The following is a 17,900-nucleotide window of genomic DNA, read 5'->3' on the forward strand; positions in this document are numbered from 1 at the left end:
TTACTTTTATAAAATAATATTGTAATGAAAAAATTACTTTTTATACTTCTTTTATTTGCGGGTGGGACATCATTTTCGCAAAATTTTAAAATCACGTACCTGAGAAGTTCCAATGGGAGTCTGATCGAAGACCAAGATCCGATTTGGGTTTTTACCAATACCGAACAAACACGCATCAGCTCGGAAAATATTGGGAATAACAAAGCCACATATCCTTTTGAGCAAACAGTAATCGACAGAAGTTCGAACGCTTTTCGTCAGATAGCCGTATTGAATGAAAAGGAAACCATCAGCACCAAAGACAGTACTTCATTGGCGAAACAAACTTTTGAATTGCTGCCCGACACCAAAAAAATATTGGGATACCCTTGCAAAAAAGCAAAAACCATCATCAACTCCAACACCATAGAACTTTGGTATACTACTGGCCTGCCTGTGAAAGGAGCTCCGGGTGTACTGGGACAAAATCTGGGACTGGTACTGGAGATGGTGCGCAACGGCAACTTTGTTATTGCGGCAACCAAAATCGAAAAGATAAAGACCTTTCCGGTACTGGAACCTTCTAAAAAAACGGTTGACGCACTCTCCTATAAAGATTTACTTTGGAAAAGCCGTTTCACTACCATTCCTGTTTTTAAAGATCAAATCATCAACTTCTCCGACCAATCCACCCAAGGCAAAGCCGAACTAAACGGAGCTAAATCAAACGACAGCATACTGCGTTTTGCCAACGGAACCATAGCCGTTCGAAAAATAAAAATCCCCGAAATCAAACCCGGCAGTCAAATCTTTGCAGACGTAACCGAACAATCCAATGGCGATGCTTACGACCGCACGGGTTCTTTTTTCATCATTCCGACCGATAAAGCCCAATCGTATTTAGACGGGCTGCAAAATGGCATCAAGGCACTGCCAATCTACAACAACGGAAACGGCAAAGACTATCAGGGTGTAGTGGCCACTCAAAACTACAACCCGGTAGTGGAACTGATGCGTTTTTACACCCCGTTTGGCGTAAAACAATACAACACGTTGCAGCTAAAAGATAAAACCTGGGCCGATAACGTGTTGTACCGTCAGGACATATCTGAATTGAGAAGTCTTTTGAGCGGCAAAGAAGTATGGATAGGCATCAACATTGGCAATTATGACAAAGGAGGACACAAAGTCTCAGCCAACATCACCATTCATTCCGAAGAAGCAACTAAAGCGGTTACCTCCAAAGTGGTTCCGTTGTTTTGTACCAACAACATCATGGAAATGGCCGGACAGGAATATGGCACCATGTTCAATAACGACAAAGGGCTGGTGGTTACTTTTACCTTAGACAAACCACTCAATAATGCCAAGTTGCGTTACATCACTACCGGTCACGGCGGTTGGGAAAATGGCGATGAATTTGTACCAAAGAAAAATGCCGTTTATCTGAATGAAAAAGAAATCTTCAGCTTTACCCCTTGGCGTCAGGATTGCGGTTCCTACCGTTTATCCAACCCGGCTTCGGGCAATTTCCCTAACGGTTTATCCTCTTCCGATTACAGCCGGGCCAACTGGTGTCCGGGAACTTTAACAAATCCGGTCTTCATTGATTTGGGGAATTTGGAAGCAGGTACACATACCCTCCAAATCAAAATTCCTCAGGGCGCACCGGAAGGCACCAGCTTCAGTTCTTGGAATATTTCGGGTGTATTGATTGGAGAATAAAAAAAGCCTCGCTAAGCGAGGCTTTTTTTATTTAATCGAGCTGATAATATCATGCTTCGTAATGATGTGGTGTTTACCATTCCCTAAATCAACTAAAACAGCTTGATTGTCTTTGTTAATCAACTTCGAGATTTCCTCTATAGGCGCGTTGGCATTCACTATCGGATAAGGTTTACCCATAATCTCGCGAATCGGTCGGTCGGCTATGTTTTTGTCTTCCACGTAGCTTCGGAACAAATCGGTTTCGTCAATGCTTCCGACAAACCCGGTAGTATCAATCACCGGAATTTGTGAGATATTGTATTTTTTCAAACGTTCGATGGCGTGGGAAACCAATTCTTCGGTACGCACAATCACCAATGGTTTGTCTTTATGATCTTTAATCACATCTTCGGCTTTGGTGATTTCTTCATCCAAAAAGCCTCTCTCTCTCATCCAGTCGTCGTTGAACATTTTACCCACATAGCGGCTGCCACTGTCGTGGAATAACACTACTACGACATCTTCGGGTTTGAAATGTTCTTTCAACTGATGCAACCCTTTAACACAGGCACCGGCAGAGTTCCCAACAAAGATACCTTCTTCCAAAGCAATTTTTCGGGTATACACAGCAGCATCCTTATCAGTTACTTTGGTAAAGCCATCTATGACCGAGAAATCAACATTCTTAGGCAGAATATCTTCTCCGATTCCTTCGGTGATATAGGAGTAAATTTCGTTTTCGTCAAAAATACCGGTCTCATGATATTTTTTGAACACCGAACCATAGGTATCGATTCCCCATACTTTAACGTTCGGATTCTTTTCTTTTAAATACTTCCCAATACCTGAAATAGTCCCTCCCGTTCCTACCCCTACCACAAAGTGAGTCACTTTGCCATCGGTTTGCTCCCAAATTTCGGGACCGGTTTGCTCATAGTGTGCTTTAGCGTTAGACGGATTGTCGTATTGATTTACATACCAGGAATTGGGGATTTCAGTACTCAAGCGTTTCGACACGGAGTAATACGAACGAGGATCGGTAGGCTCTACATCGGTAGGACAAACGATTACTTTGGCTCCCACAGCACGCAGGATGTCCATTTTTTCTTTCGATTGCTTGTCGGTGATGACAAAGATACATTTATACCCTTTGATGATGGCAGCCAATGCCAATCCCATTCCGGTGTTTCCTGAAGTTCCTTCAATGATAGTGCCACCCGGCTTTAGTCTTCCGTCAGCTTCAGCATCTTCTACCATTTTCAGTGCCATACGGTCTTTGGTTGAATTCCCGGGGTTGAAGGTCTCTACTTTGGCCAATACCAAAGCATCTATTCCTTCTACCACTTTATTCAGTTTTACCAATGGAGTGTTTCCTATGGTTTCTAATATATTTTTTGCGTATTTCATTCGTTTCGAATAAGTATTATAAAATCATATTACAGCAAACTCGGGTCTTTATGAGAATTGCTTGTTTTAAAAAATAATCCAACAAAGGTATAGATAATCTGAACGTTTCCAAAAAATCAAATGGTTTATTCAGTAACCCTGATGGAAGCTGCTACCGTGTAGCGCGGATGGCAGGAATGACACTGGCAGGTAATTCCCGAACGATTCGTTTCTCAACTTTTTACTGGAAAAAATTCCAGACCAACCCAAAGCGAATCATAAAATCGCGATACGGATAATTGGGTGCCGTGTAGAAATTATTGCCGGTCATTTTGGAGTTAAAATGTTCGGCTTTCAGGAAAATGCGGGTTTGGCGCACTCGGGCATTGACAAAGAAATCGAGCATAGGGAAATCACCCACTTTTCGGGTATCCTGTACAAACGCTTCCGTAGTGACCGGATTGTAATCATTGATGTAAAACTTCGTAAAATAGTTAAGTGTAAAACCAGTTTGCAGATACAGGGCTTTTTTGAAAAAGTAATTGGTAAAATACAACGAGTTACGCGTCACGACTTTAGGCACGTTGAGAATGGCATCATTCTGGTCAACCTGTTGATACAAGACTGTATTGTCTAATGCCAGTTTCCACCACTTGAATTCACGCCCTACTTTTACCGAAAGGTAATTAATGGCTTGGTCGTATTGTTTGGGTGAAATAAGCTGTTGGTGCGCGTCAGTGGCATCATTGCTGAAATACAAATGGTCGTTTAAGGAGGTCAACTGAACCGAAGCCTCAAACCATTGGGTTTTGGCAGTGGCTTGAAAGTTGTTTATTTTTTCATTCTTAAAGTTGTGGTGCCAATTGTAATCTACAAAACTGCTTTGGTGCAGATTGTAAATGTTATCCGGAAGTTTATTGAGCATCTGGTATTGGAATACAAATCCGTTTTTGTTATTCAACTGGTAGTGTAATTGCGCATCCAGATTACTCAGCGACTGGTCGGAAATGGAATTGGAATACAAAAAGGTTCCGTTCCATTTGTTTTTGCGGTATTCGTATTGTCCTCCCACAGTATTGATGCGGTCGTTGAGCGAACTGGGCACGATGCCGCTATCAAGGATAAGGATTTTGTTGTAGTAGTAGTTATAACGGTAATCTTCAACAAAGAATTGGAATTTTCCAAGTAAAGAATTTTCATAAATAGCTCCGGCTTTGTTGTACATTTTGTTGTAATGAACTTTGTCTTTAACATTACTCGTTACATACGAATCACCAAAGTGATACACTTGATCTGTTCCTACGGTAGAGGTTACCGTGGGCTGACTGTATTCAAAGTATTTATTCTCGTAATTGAATTGATGCGTCAGGTAGAGATTATTGTTGCCTTTGGTAGCGTTGATTCTGAAATTGTGGTCAAAGAAAATGCGCTTGCCTTTCAGGAACGATTTTGCGTCTGTAAGGTACACCTGTAAGCGGGCTCTGTTTTGGTAAGCAGGGTCTTCACTCTCAAAATTTTCAAGGGTGGTGATTCCCCCATTTTCTCCGTTAGAAAAATCCTGTCCGGTAAAATGGGCATTGAGATAGTATCTTTTATTGAGCGTATTATAGCTCGATGTAAAACGAAAGTTCCCGGTACTGGATAACTGATTAATGTATTTCCCCAAAGAACGCAATCCTTTAAAGGCAATCGACATATTAAAGCGTTCAGAGGTATTGAGAGTTACAAAGGCATCTATTGATTGACCTTGCTCCATTACGGTCTTAAAATAGAGCTCTGTAACCGGAGTGGCCACCGAATAATACTTGATATCCTTAACGGTAAGATAATTGAACTGTTTTCCGGAATATCCTATCTCGGGAAAAGCCGTAAACTGCTTCAAACCAAAATTGAGCACGCTGTAGGTATGCCCTTCATTGGCAAACGGCAACAACCCAAAACAATCTTTGCGCAGGTAATTGTATTCGTATTCCTTTTTTATGGTAAGCGAAGTATCCACATAAGTAGTGTCCCTTTGCAATGTGATGATTCTGTATTCGTCGAAGGTTGCTTTCGCAGCCTTTCCGGCCGGCGGAATAGTTTTCCCATTTTTATCTTTTCCTTTAGCAGGCTCAGTACTTTTTACCTGAGCAAAGCCTGGAAAAGAAATAAACAAAAAGACAGCTAGTAGTAAATTGCGCATTAGAATAAATTTCGAAGCAAAAATACACAAAACAATTTGGAATAAAACCATAAAAAAACCATCCTGACAAATCAGGATGGTTTTAGAATAAAAGAGTTAACAAAGTTATTCTTTGATGAATTTCTTAGTCACCGTGTTGTTTTCTGACTGGAAGCTTACAAAGTAGACTCCCGCAGACAAATTAGCAATATTGATTTGATTTTGATCTAGCGCACTGTTACTTCTGAAAACTTCTTTTCCTGAAATATCATTTACCGTAACTGTTTTAATTTCGATATTATTTTTAACACTGAAATTCAAAACTGATGATGCCGGGTTTGGATAAACAAAAATACTATTATCAAAGTCATAGTCACGGGTATTCAAACTGAGTCCGTTTGCGCTGTTAGCGATTAATGAAAACACTTGTGAACCGCCTGTTAAAGTTCCTTTATGGGTAACCTGAATGGTATACACTCCTGGTTCTGCCCCATAAATCTGCACTTTTTCAACATTATCCACATTATTATCTCCTGTATTTGTTGCTCCTGCTGTTGGATCTTCTACGTCTAATTTCCAAGGATAGTAGATATTCCCATCTTTTAAAATTTTAAGATCAAGATTGTTTTTTAATCTTGGGGTTCTGTTATCTTCAGCTGTACCATTAGAATTCCCAGTCGGATCTGTCCAACAGATAGTAGCCGCTAAGTCCTGAACAGATGAAATAGAAATTTGTTTAGTAAAAGTTCCCCCGTTAGCCAAAGTGTTTTCTTCTAAAATCGTAGATACATTTCTATTTGTTATTATATTGGCAGCGGCAGCGGCATTTGCCAACCCCCAGCCATATTCATAATCAGGTCCTGGATTGTATCCTGCTTCTTTAGCCGAATGACAAATCAAGCCTCTCACCGTGGATGCTCTCATAAATGTCCCAGGATTCAAATTATTAAAGTGTTTTTGCAATAAAAGAATCATACCTGTAATAGCAGGGGCAGCCATTGAGGTTCCTTGCAATACGATATAGGAATTATTACCAGTGCTATTAGTTGAATTCACATTGACACCCTTAGCCGAAATATCTGGTTTTATTCTACCATCATCAGTAGGTCCGAAATTACTAAAGGAAGACATTACAACACTACTTTCATTTAAATAATTTGACACCTCCATAACTGCAGCCACAACAATATCATTTTTTGAACAAGCTGATCCGGTAAGTAAATCGTAACCTCCTTTACCTAAAACTTGCCCTATTGTTGTATCGTCTCGATCATTCCCTGCCGCCTTTACAATTTGATAGTATGGGTAAGCATTAGCCACATTATCATCCTCAATGGAAGATGTGTCGTAAGAACCAAATGTATTATAAGGTAAATCAGCGGCAACATATCCATAAGAGTGATTGGAAACGAGATATCCCTGGCTACCAAAATCAAGCATCTCTAGATAATCAGAATCCCAATCATATGTTTTCGCTTGGGCATTATATGCTATCCCTTTTCTTGTCGGACTGATTCCGGTAGCTATAATAGTCCCGGTTACATGAGTGGAATGAAAATTTAAAGTAGCTGCTGCATCACTCAATATAACTTTGTTGTTAGCGAATTCCACATGAGTATCTCTTACCTTACCTCCATCCCAAACCCCGGCTGTCATTCCAGTTCCTGACACACTTAACCCTAATGCTCCACCAGGATATAACTTATTAGTGGAAATTGTATTAGAAGAGCCCTGATTGTAAATAGTATAGAAAATTGGCGTGCCATCATCTTCTATTCTTTGCAAAGATTTTCTATCGCTTTTAACGTAAGGATGCTTCGCTACATATTCAGCAATTCGCTTTTGCTGCTCATCATAAAACCTAACAGCTTGCTCTTTATTATAAGCAATTAAGGCATTGTCATAGGTTTTAACAATTCTATCTCTCTCATTTACCGTTTGACCTTGAACAGTAAACACACCCAAAAACAAAAGTATGTATTTATACATTTTAATTTCTTATTAATTAGTAAAGTATTCCAAATTTATAGAGTACAAATATATTTAAATAATACAATGAAAGCTATCCAATTAGGATAGCTTTCACAAATATTTTTTAAACAAATCTAGTAATTTGGATTTTGAACCATATTCGGATTTGCATTTAATTCGTTTATAGGAATTGGCATCGTAAATCTATAGTCTGTCAAATCAATACTGCAAGCACCTAATGATTCACAATCTCTGGAATATCTGTCAATACCAACGTTAGCTAAAGAACCCAAACGTTTTAAATCAATATAACGGTGACCTTCAAAACAAAGCTCAATTCTTCTTTCTTTTAAAATGTCTGCCCAAGCTTCGGTAGCATTAGCATAATTTGGAAGTGGCTGTGCAGTTCCGTTTTTATTTCTAACATCTCTGATAGTTTTTAAAATAGTTGCTGCACCATTTAAATCTCCCTCTGCTACTAACGCCTCAGCTTTAATGAAGTACATTTCAGAAAGTCTGAATATTTTTAAATCATTACCTAAATCATTACCCGGCTTACCTGGGTATTTGTCAATACACAACACATCAGTTGCTTTGTAAACATCAAAAGCCTGATTGTTATCAGTATAATATGGTGCTGATCCCGCAACACCCGTAATTACAGGTCCTGCTTGATCCACTTTACTGGTAGGATCAATAAAGGCATAAGCTCTAATATCTCCAACAACACCAGTAGCAAGTGGATTACCCGCTGATGAATCCATTAAATTAAACAAATTTCTCCCCATGTCATGGAAAGGTCCGCCAGAGAACTGTGTTCTGTTAAAATAAAATATACTGGCAACCGTTTCAGTACCTGCTGGTCTATCCAGAGAAAAAATTATTTCACCTCGGGATAAATCCTGCCACATTCTACGATACGGATTGGTCGTCGAAGTTGGATTGTAGAAATTAGCTGCAGAAAAAGGAGTAGCAGCTGCAGAGGCTAGGGTAACTCCAGCATTATTAATAGCTAAATCCGCATATTGTTTTGCTAAAGGATAATTACCTCTGTAAGCATACATTCTGGCTCTTAAAGCATTAACAAAATTTTTGCTGATATAAGTCCAAGGCTTAGAATTAGGCGCTGTTGTCATATCTCTGTCAATTACATTGTCTTCTGCAAATTGTAAATCAGATTCAATCAATGCAAAAACCTCACCATTGGTGTTTCTAGGTAATCTTTCAAAAGTATCCGGAACCCTGTCCATTAAAATAACACCTAAAGCATTGTCATCTTTTAAATCAGTTGAGAAGTAAGTTAACAATTGAAAATGACCGTAAGCTCTTAAAGCTCTAGCCTGACCAATAATAGAATTGTATCTGTCCACCTCACTGGCATCTGGAGTAATTCTAGTGGCTCCTCTCAACAATCTGTTAGCACGGTTAATCAAAGAATACTGAGATATCCAAATATTATCCGCTAATCCCTCATTAGAATTTAAAATAAAACCTCCCAATTCTTTATCTTGACCTGCATTTTGATTTCCAACACCAAGTTCGTCAGTAATAATAGCTGTAAATTTAATTTCGGCTAGATCACTTGCATAATCATAAACACCGTTTAAATACAGTTCCATATCATCAACCGTTTTAAAGGTTGCTTCCTCACCAAATTCTCCATCTTGAACAATATTATAAGCATCTTCACAAGATAAAAATGCTCCTAAAAAAATCAAAACGAATAAATACTTAATTTTTTTCATATTTTTTATTATTAAAATTGTATATCAAGTCCAACTGAAACTGTTTTAGGTGAAGGATAACCACCTTGATTACTTCCTCCAATACTTTCTGGATCTAGACCTCTCCATTTTGTCCATGTAACATAATTTTCAAAATTAGAGTAAATACGAACTGTATCTAAACCTGTCTTTTGCAATAATTTTGACGGAACACTATATCCAATAGTAAACATTTTAAGTCTAACATAAGAGGCATCTCTTAACCATCTGTCAGAGAATGTATCTCCATTTGACAAATTTGACGGATCTGCAGTTAACGAAGGAACATTTGTATTGGTATTTGTCGGAGTCCAAGCATTTAACAAATCATTAGTCACTGGAAAAGTTCCGATTTGAGTTGGGTCAGACAAGTTGGTTAAGTCAAAATCAAATCTCCATACATCTGCTGCATAAGAGAATTGTGAATTAATAAAAAAGCCTTTGTAAGATGCATTAAATCCAAAACCTCCTTGATAAGTAGGGAAAGGAGATTTATGGGTTTTTCTTCTGTCAGCATCAGAAATATTCTCCGTAAGATTGTTATTAATATCTAAGAAAAGTAAATTACCATTTGCTGGATTAACCCCTACATAAGGAGCCAAGTGATATTCACCTAATAATCCATCAACATATCTAATTGAATTTCCACCCAATTCATCAGCATTATTTGGCAAATTTGTAGTTAAATAAGTAGCTTTATTATAAGCGCCATTTACAAACAAATCAACTTTAAACTCTCCTTTTTTAACCAAATCATATTTCAAAGCTAATTCAAAACCTTTGTTAAGCAATGAACCATTATTTCCTGCTATTGACCATTGAGAGGTAACCGCTGAAAGATTGATTTGATCAAATAAATCATCCGTTCTTTTTCTGTAGACATCAAATGATCCTGATAACCTGTCAAACAAACCAAAATCAATACCGATATTGGTCTGAGTAGTTGTTTCCCATTTGTCATTAGGATTTGCAATAATTGCTACATCAAGACCCGGAGCGGATCCATAAGCTGTTGATGTACCATTTGTATCTCTGATTAAATTAGGAGATAAGTAATTAGGGTTAATACCTCCACCTCCTCCGGCAATATATTGATTACCTGTGGTACCATAAGAAACTCTTAACTTTAAGTCATCAACAAATTTGGCCTTATCCATAAACTTTTCTTTACTGATATTCCATCTTCCCGCAACAGAATAGAAAGTACCCCATCTGTTTCTTTCATCAAATCTATAAGATGCATCTCTTCTTAAAGTAGCAGCAATACCAAATCTTGAATCATAATCATAATCAACAGTACCAAAATAAGACAACAAACCGGCATTAACTTTACCGGCTGAAACAGCTGGTTTGTAGAAATCTGGCGTCGCAGTATTAAACGGAATATAACCGGTTCCTGCTCCAAAAGCCCAAGTTCTCGGATCTAAACCTGTCTGTGCATAGCTCCAAAATTTTCTATGCATCTTTACATACTGCATAAACAAATTAGCTTCAATAGTATGTTTTTCTTTTAATGTAATTTTATAATTTAGCTTATTTGTTATATCGAAAGAGAAGTCTCTGTTATTTGTCTGAGTTTCATTTCCTCCAAACTCAGCCCCCGCAGGAGTCGCCACTATAGCCAAATAAGACTGTGGAGCACGGGCATTATCTCTAAACTCTTGAATATAGTCAACCCCAGCCGTTGTAGAATAAGTTAAATTTTTTGTCAAATTATAACTTCCATTGGCAGTGAAATTTAATTTGGTTTCATCATAAAGTCTAGGCACATTACCTTCTTTAAGATAATCCATCAACATGAATGGCGTAATCTGGAAACTTGGAGCACCAAAATCATCTACTAATTGCTGTCCACTTACATAAGTATTTGGATCCAAATATGGTAGCGAAGACAAAATACCTTGTAAAGGATTTTGTAAAACGTTAGCATTAATATCAGTTCTTGTCTCTTGATCTAGCTGATTTCTTTTTGAAAAAGAAGCATAAATATTTGTTCCGTAATTAAATTTATCATTAGCTGATTTTCCCGTAAAATTAGATCTTACACTAAATCTCTTGAAATTAGTATTAGGAACGATACCCTCTTGCTCATAATATCCAAAAGAAGTAAAGTTGGTAGTCTTTGAAGTCCCTCCACTAAAGCTGACATCATGACTGGTTGTAACACCAGTTCTGAAGAAAATATCTCTCCAGTTTGTATTAATTGGAAAACTATTAATCTCTGCATCAGTCATTGCACCTCCTGGTCCAGTTCCTTGTGTACCTCCTTTTCCTACTAGTAAACTTCTTTCTAATGTTAGAATTTCCTTTGTATCAGTGATATGATATCTGTTTTGTTGCAATGTAGTATAACCAGTTGATCCTGAATATTTAACAGTTAGCTTAGAATCATACTTACCTCCTTTAGTCTTAATAACAATTACACCACTCGCTCCTCTATTTCCATAAATAGCTGTAGCTGCCGCATCTTTTAAAACTGTAGCAGATTCAATATCATTTGGATTAATACTTCTAAAAATCTGCAAATTAGCAGCAATACCATCAATCACATATACAGGCTCAGTATTACCATTCAAACTTGATATACCTCTGATAAGTGAAGTAATCTTGTTTGATCCTGGCGATCCTGAGGATTGCGCTATGTACAAACCAGGTACTTGAGCTTGAAGCGATTGTATGAAATTCGCATTAGGTCTATCCTGAAGAACCTTAGCATTAATTGTAGTCTGTGCAACTGCAGACTTGGCTCTTTTAGTGGTTCGGTAACCATCAACAACAACCTCTTCTAACTTTACACTTTCTTCTACTAGCTTAACATTGTATGAATTAGCAGCTCCCACAGTTACTGTTGAATTGTTGTAACCAGTAAAAGAAAACACTAAAACTTCACCTGCTTTTGCTGTGATGGTATACTTCCCATCAAAATCGGTTTGCGCACTTCGCTTGGTGCCTTTGACAACAACATTTGCGCCGGGAAGTGTTCCAGTTTTATCTGAAACTACACCCGTAACAGTTTTCTCTTGTGCAAACGAAAACTGCATTGTAAACGCTAATAAAAGCGTAAAAATCCATTTGAACTTCGATCTCATATTAATTTTATTTGAGTTAGTTATTTTGCAAACTTCTTAATTATTTCTTAATTAACCAAATATTAGCAATTAATTATAAATTAGATGATGCCTCGTTTTACTAACTGTTTTTTACGATGAAAAATAGTTTAAATAGTTGCGTATCTTTTTATATTTTTAACAAAAAAATGAAATGCTAAAGCTGAAATTTTCCGATTTTCCTTTTGAAGCCGGCACCGATGAAGCCGGAAGAGGCTGTCTTGCCGGGCCGGTTACTGCCGCTGCCGTAATACTTCCCCTGGATTTTTCATTAGAGCTATTAAACGACTCCAAACAGCTTTCTGAGAAAATAAGAGAAAAATTAAAACCGTTGATTGAGCAAAGAGCTGTTTCCTTCTCTGTAACTCATTTGGACCATAAAATCATTGATGAAATTAACATTTTAAATGCTTCGATAAAAGCAATGCAACAGTGTATTATCAATCTAAATCCTACACCCGATTATATCATCATTGATGGTAACCGATTCAAAACCGTGAACAACATTCCTTTTTCGACTATCGTAAAAGGAGACAGCAAGTATTTAAGTATCGCTGCCGCGTCTGTTTTGGCAAAAACCTATCGTGATGAATACATGAACCAAATTCATGAAGAATTCCCGATGTATAACTGGAAAAAAAACAAAGGATACCCTACTGCAGAACACAGAGAAGCCATAAGGAAATACGGAACAACGAAATACCATCGAATGTCATTCCGATTGCTGCCGGAACAACTAAAATTAGAATTGTAACAGTCTTAGTTCTTTACACAAAAACGGAATCGAAAAGCGTGGCAAAATGATGGATAATTTTTGACTTTACTTCTTCCTCATCAATCGTCTTTCCAAGTTCTACATGAAGTGAGGTTACTGCTTTTCCTTTAATACCACACGGAATAATATTATCAAAATAACCCAGATTAGCATTCACATTCAAAGCAAATCCATGCATCGTTACCCAGCGACTGGCACGAACTCCCATGGCACAAATTTTACGGGCAAACGGAGTTCCCACATCAAGCCACACTCCGGTTTCTCCTTCACTTCGGGTTCCGTTTAACCCATATTCCGCTAGAGTCAAAATAATAACTTCTTCCAAAAATCGGAGGTACTTATGAATGTCGGTAAAGAAATTTTCCAAGTCCAAAATCGGATAGCCTACAATTTGCCCGGGACCATGATAAGTAATATCTCCTCCTCTGTTGATTTTATAAAAAGTTGCTCCTTTATCTTGCAGTTGTTTTTCGGAAAGCAGCAGATTAGACATATCCCCGCTTTTCCCCAAGGTATATACATGCGGATGCTCAACAAACAAAAAATAATTAGGTGTTACAATTTCAGGCAGATTCCGCTTCTGAATTTTCAAATCAACGATTTCTTTAAAAAGTACTTCCTGATAATCCCAAGTTGCCTTGTAATCTTTAGCGCCTAAGTCCTGTAGTTGGATTTTTTTATTCATGACCATACATTGTGTGCACAAAATTACTAATAATAAAATCAGCCTCCTATTAATCAAATCCCAAAAAAGCTAAATACAAATGTAAAAAGGCGGAAGAAATTACTATTTTCTTCGGACCAAGTCTAATCCAAGTCTAACCCAAGTCTAATGTAAGTCTAATAAAACCTTTATTTTCATTAGACTTGGCATACTTTTGTTTTAGTTATAGCTTATCATTGCACCAAACAACTGTAAACACTAATTCCTTTCAGCATACGCTTATTTTGACATTGCTACATTTTCAAAATATCCCTATCTTTGCACGCTTAAATACAATACGATATGCAACTTTCCGAACAAGAAATTATCAGAAGAGAAAAACTAACTGCCTTGCGCGAATTGGGCATCAACCCTTATCCGGCGAATTTATTTCCCGTAAACCACACTTCCAAACAGATAAAGGAAACTTTCGAAGAAGGGAAACAGGTAATCTTGGCCGGTCGCTTAATGAGTGTGCGTGATCAAGGAAAGGCTTCTTTTGCTGAATTACAAGACAGCGAGGGGAGAATTCAATTGTATTTCAATCGGGATGTGATTTGTACGGGTGAAGACAAAACATTGTACAATCAGGTTTTTAAAAAACTAACCGATTTAGGTGATTTTATTGGAATTGAAGGAGAATTATTTACCACTCAGGTTGGTGCAAAATGTGTTCGCGTTTCTAACTTTACTTTCTTAAGTAAAACGCTGCGCCCTTTACCATTGCCAAAAGTTGACGAAGACGGCAAAGTACATGATGCTTTTAATGATGCCGAATTGCGGTATCGAATGCGTTATGTGGATTTAGTCGTAAATCCTCATGTAAAAGAAGTTTTCATCAAAAGAACCAAATTATTCACCGCCATGCGTAACTTTTTCAACGCAGCCGGCTATATGGAAGTAGAAACTCCGGTATTGCAATCAATTGCCGGTGGGGCTGCTGCACGTCCGTTTATTACGCACCACAACAGCTTAGACATCCCGCTATACATGCGAATTGCCAATGAATTGTATCTCAAAAGATTGATTGTAGGCGGCTTTGACGGAGTGTATGAATTCTCTAAAAACTTCCGCAATGAAGGTATGGACAGAACTCACAATCCTGAATTTACTGCCATGGAGATTTATGTAGCCTACAAAGACTACAATTGGATGATGGAATTCACCGAAAACTTATTAGAGCATTGTGCCAAAGAAGTAAACGGAACCACTGAAGCTACTTTTGGTGAACATAAAGTGAACTTCAAAGCTCCTTATGCCAGAGTGACCATGACCGATGCCATCAAGCAATTTACAGGCTTTGATATATCTGGCAAAAGTGAAGCGGAACTTTTTGCCGCTGCCAAAAGCATGGGGATTGAAGTGGATGAAACCATGGGGAAAGGCAAGTTAATAGATGAAATTTTCGGTGCTAAATGTGAAGGTAATTTTATTCAACCAACTTTTATTACTGACTACCCTAAAGAAATGTCTCCGCTTTGTAAAGAGCACCGGGACAATCCGGAATTAACAGAGCGTTTTGAATTAATGGTATGTGGGAAAGAAATTGCGAATGCCTATTCGGAATTGAACGACCCTATTGACCAAAGAGAACGTTTCGAAGCACAACTAAAATTAGCAGAACGAGGAGACGATGAAGCTACTCAATTTATAGATAACGACTTCTTAAGAGCCTTGGAATACGGCATGCCTCCTACCTCAGGACTGGGTATCGGAATGGATCGATTGATTATGTTCCTGACCAATAACGCATCTATTCAGGAAGTGTTATTCTTCCCGCAAATGCGTCCGGAGAAAAAACAAGTAGAATTAACCGAAGACGAGAAACTCATCATCAGCCTATTAAAGACAGAAAACCATCAGGGACTGACTCAGTTAAAAGACAAATCAGCCTTAAGCGGCAAAAAATGGGATGCCGCCATGAAAGGTCTAGCCAAACACGGACTAACCAAAGTTGTTGTTGAAGGCGATAACAAAACAGTGGTTTTGAACTAAACATAAAAAAAGGAACTCATTGAAGTTCCTTTTTTTATAAAATTTTGTTAAAGATTAAACCATTTATTTCCATCTTTGTCCTACTGCAAATTAATTTAAAAAACATAAAATGAAAAGACTACTTGTTATGGCACTATTAGTTGTCGGAATGACAACATTTGCTCAAGAAAAAGAAACAAAAAAAGAACCGCGCCAAAAATTAACTACTGACCAAAAAATCGATCTTCAGGTAAAAAGACTCACTAAAGATTTGGATTTAAATGAAAAGCAGGTAAAAGACGTAAGAGTTTTGGTGGCTAAAGAGGTGGAAAAAAGAGAAGCCAAAAGAGCAGAGATGAAAGAAACGAGAGAAATGAGAGCTCAAAAAAGAGAAGAAGCTAAAGCCAACATGGAAAAAGAACAAGCGGCAACAAGTGCGGAAATGAAAAAAATACTAACCCCTGAACAGTTTGCCAAGTGGGAAAAAATCCGCGAAGAAAGAAAAGCTTCTCTGAAAGAAAAAATGTTAGAAATGAGAGAGGATAAATCGCCAGAAAAAGGAGAGCAACCGTTAAAAAAAGGGTAAATTAAAAATAAATTTTGAAAAGAAATAAAAACACCTTAGTTTTGAGGATATTATTTCACTAAAAAAAATATCAAAATGAAAAAATTAATTGCTGCTTTAACATTAATGTTAGCTTTTTCTATAAATGCAACTGCACAAGATAAAAAAGCTACTCCTACTGCAACTCCTGTAAAAACCGCTACCGCTACGCCAGGCGAATTAGCCAAAAAAGATGCTGCTGAGTTGGCAAATTATTTAAAATTAACCCAAACGGAGACTGAAAATTTTTACAGACTTTTTGAGTTAAAATATAAAACACAGCAAGAAACGGCTCTGTCTGCCGAAAGAAAGCAAGCTTTATCCAGTACTATTGAGGCAAAATTAAGAGCTTCTTTAAACGCTGAGCAAACAGAAAAATTAGAAAAAAATAAAGAGTTATTTACAAGACTAGTTAACTAATTTATAATAACCACAAAAAAGCCTCTGAAAATTCAGAGGCTTTTTTTATTTTACAATGTTTGAACAACCTTGTTGACAGCGTTTATGGTATAATCTAAATCCTCGTAAGTGAGAGCATCCGTTATAAACCAAGTTTCATAAGCAGAAGGCGCAATATAAATCCCTTCCTGCAACAAGCCATGGAAGAACTTTTTAAAAGTTTCGTTATCTCCATTTTTTGCCGTTTGAAAATCGGTCACCGGATGGGCATCAAAATGAATAGAAATCATGGACCCAACCCTATTAATCGTAAACAAAACGTTATTATCTGTTAACACTCTTTGTAAGCCTTTATGCAGATAAGCTGTTTTTTCTTCTAAACGGGTAAAAATATCCGAATCCGTATTTAACGCTTGTAACATAGCTAATCCGGCGGCCATAGCTAATGGATTACCCGACAACGTTCCGGCTTGATATACAGGTCCGAGTGGTGCTAAATAATTCATTATTTCATTACGGGCAGCAAAAGCCCCAACAGGCAAACCTCCACCAATCACTTTACCAAAACAAACAATATCGGCTCTCACTCCATATAATTCTTGGGCCCCACCTTTGGCTAATCGAAAACCTGTCATTACTTCGTCAAAAATCAACAAAGCCCCGTAACCATCACACAGCTGACGTAATGATTCCAGAAAACCATCTACCGGCGGTACACACCCCATATTCCCGGCCACAGGCTCGATAATAACAGCCGCAATTTCATTCATATTCGCTTCAAATAAAGCTTTCACATTGGCAAGATCATTATAGTTGGCCAACAAAGTATCTTTAGCGGTACCCTGGGTAACACCAGGGCTGTTTGGCGTACCGAAAGTACTGGCTCCACTACCGGCCTGAATAAGAAAAGAATCCGAATGACCATGGTAACATCCGGCGAATTTTATAATCTTATCTCTTTTGGTGAACCCTCTGGCTAAACGAATGGCGCTCATACATGCCTCAGTTCCCGAATTTACAAAACGAATTTTATCGATATTAGGCACCATAGAAACAGCTAATTCAGCTATTTTAGTTTCAAGCTCTGTAGGCATTCCAAAAGAGGTACCGCGTTGGGCTCTCTCGATTACCGCATCAACAACAGGTTGAAAAGCATGTCCCAAAATCATCGGCCCCCATGAATTGATATAATCGATTAATCGGTTACCGTCTTCATCATAGAGATAAGCACCCTTAGCACTTTTGGCAAAAATGGGAGTTCCTCCCACTCCTTTGAAAGCTCTTACCGGTGAATTTACTCCTCCAGGAATCACTTTTTCAGCTTCAGCAAACAGCTGACTGCTTCTTTGATAAATCATAATACATAAGATT

The 17,900-nt window shown here is 37.9% G+C and carries 12 protein-coding genes; 5 read left to right on the plus strand and 7 right to left on the minus strand.

Features of this window, described 5'->3' with window-relative positions:
- Window positions 1–24 precede the first annotated feature (24 nt).
- The gene (locus tag ACSVH6_RS07700) at window positions 25–1,704 is read left to right on the plus strand and encodes a GLPGLI family protein (RefSeq protein WP_438077167.1); all 1,680 of its coding nucleotides are present in this window, start codon (window positions 25–27) and stop codon (window positions 1,702–1,704) included.
- 27 nt (window positions 1,705–1,731) lie between these two features.
- On the opposite strand, the gene ACSVH6_RS07705 is transcribed toward ACSVH6_RS07700, so the two are convergent.
- The 5 genes from ACSVH6_RS07705 to ACSVH6_RS07725 all read right to left on the minus strand — a co-directional run bounded on the left by ACSVH6_RS07705 (window position 1,732) and on the right by ACSVH6_RS07725 (window position 12,056).
- A complete protein-coding gene (locus tag ACSVH6_RS07705; protein ID WP_438077169.1) occupies window positions 1,732–3,093 on the minus strand; it encodes a pyridoxal-phosphate dependent enzyme in 1,362 nt (453 codons plus the stop codon).
- A 220-nt stretch (window positions 3,094–3,313) separates the two neighbouring features.
- The gene (locus tag ACSVH6_RS07710; protein WP_438077171.1) at window positions 3,314–5,254 is read right to left on the minus strand and encodes a putative porin; all 1,941 of its coding nucleotides are present in this window, start codon (window positions 5,252–5,254) and stop codon (window positions 3,314–3,316) included.
- A gap of 105 nt (window positions 5,255–5,359) precedes the next feature.
- A complete protein-coding gene (locus ACSVH6_RS07715) occupies window positions 5,360–7,222 on the minus strand; it encodes a S8 family serine peptidase (RefSeq protein WP_438077173.1) in 1,863 nt (620 codons plus the stop codon).
- A gap of 116 nt (window positions 7,223–7,338) precedes the next feature.
- Window positions 7,339–8,949 carry a RagB/SusD family nutrient uptake outer membrane protein gene (locus ACSVH6_RS07720; RefSeq protein WP_438077175.1) on the minus strand — a complete coding sequence of 537 codons (1,611 nt, stop codon included), beginning with the start codon at window positions 8,947–8,949 and terminating at the stop codon, window positions 7,339–7,341.
- A gap of 11 nt (window positions 8,950–8,960) precedes the next feature.
- A complete protein-coding gene (locus tag ACSVH6_RS07725) occupies window positions 8,961–12,056 on the minus strand; it encodes a SusC/RagA family TonB-linked outer membrane protein (protein WP_438077177.1) in 3,096 nt (1,031 codons plus the stop codon).
- A gap of 172 nt (window positions 12,057–12,228) precedes the next feature.
- On the opposite strand from ACSVH6_RS07725, the gene ACSVH6_RS07730 reads away from it, so the two are divergent.
- The gene (locus ACSVH6_RS07730) at window positions 12,229–12,828 is read left to right on the plus strand and encodes a ribonuclease HII (RefSeq protein WP_438077179.1); all 600 of its coding nucleotides are present in this window, start codon (window positions 12,229–12,231) and stop codon (window positions 12,826–12,828) included.
- Between the two features lie 13 nt (window positions 12,829–12,841).
- Here the strand turns inward: ACSVH6_RS07730 and lipB are convergent, their stop codons facing one another.
- On the minus strand, window positions 12,842–13,534 hold the full coding sequence (gene lipB, locus ACSVH6_RS07735; RefSeq protein WP_438077181.1) for a lipoyl(octanoyl) transferase LipB: 693 nt from the start codon (window positions 13,532–13,534) through the stop codon (window positions 12,842–12,844).
- 321 nt (window positions 13,535–13,855) lie between these two features.
- Here lipB and lysS point away from each other — a divergent pair, with 321 nt between their 5' ends.
- The 3 genes from lysS to ACSVH6_RS07750 all read left to right on the plus strand — a co-directional run bounded on the left by lysS (window position 13,856) and on the right by ACSVH6_RS07750 (window position 16,550).
- Window positions 13,856–15,547, plus strand: coding sequence for a lysine--tRNA ligase (gene lysS, locus ACSVH6_RS07740; RefSeq protein ID WP_438077183.1), 1,692 nt, complete (start codon window positions 13,856–13,858; stop codon window positions 15,545–15,547).
- A 109-nt stretch (window positions 15,548–15,656) separates the two neighbouring features.
- Window positions 15,657–16,112 carry a hypothetical protein gene (locus ACSVH6_RS07745; RefSeq protein ID WP_438077185.1) on the plus strand — a complete coding sequence of 152 codons (456 nt, stop codon included), beginning with the start codon at window positions 15,657–15,659 and terminating at the stop codon, window positions 16,110–16,112.
- A 75-nt stretch (window positions 16,113–16,187) separates the two neighbouring features.
- Window positions 16,188–16,550: a hypothetical protein gene (locus tag ACSVH6_RS07750; RefSeq protein ID WP_438077187.1), complete on the plus strand. Its 363-nt coding sequence runs from the start codon at window positions 16,188–16,190 to the stop codon at window positions 16,548–16,550.
- A 50-nt stretch (window positions 16,551–16,600) separates the two neighbouring features.
- Here the strand turns inward: ACSVH6_RS07750 and hemL are convergent, their stop codons facing one another.
- Entirely contained in the window at window positions 16,601–17,887 is a 1,287-nt protein-coding gene (gene hemL, locus ACSVH6_RS07755) for a glutamate-1-semialdehyde 2,1-aminomutase (protein ID WP_438077189.1), read from the minus strand.
- Window positions 17,888–17,900 lie beyond the last annotated feature (13 nt).

Source organism: Flavobacterium sp. XGLA_31 (assembly GCF_051547105.1).
Taxonomy (GTDB): Bacteria; Bacteroidota; Bacteroidia; order Flavobacteriales; family Flavobacteriaceae; genus Flavobacterium.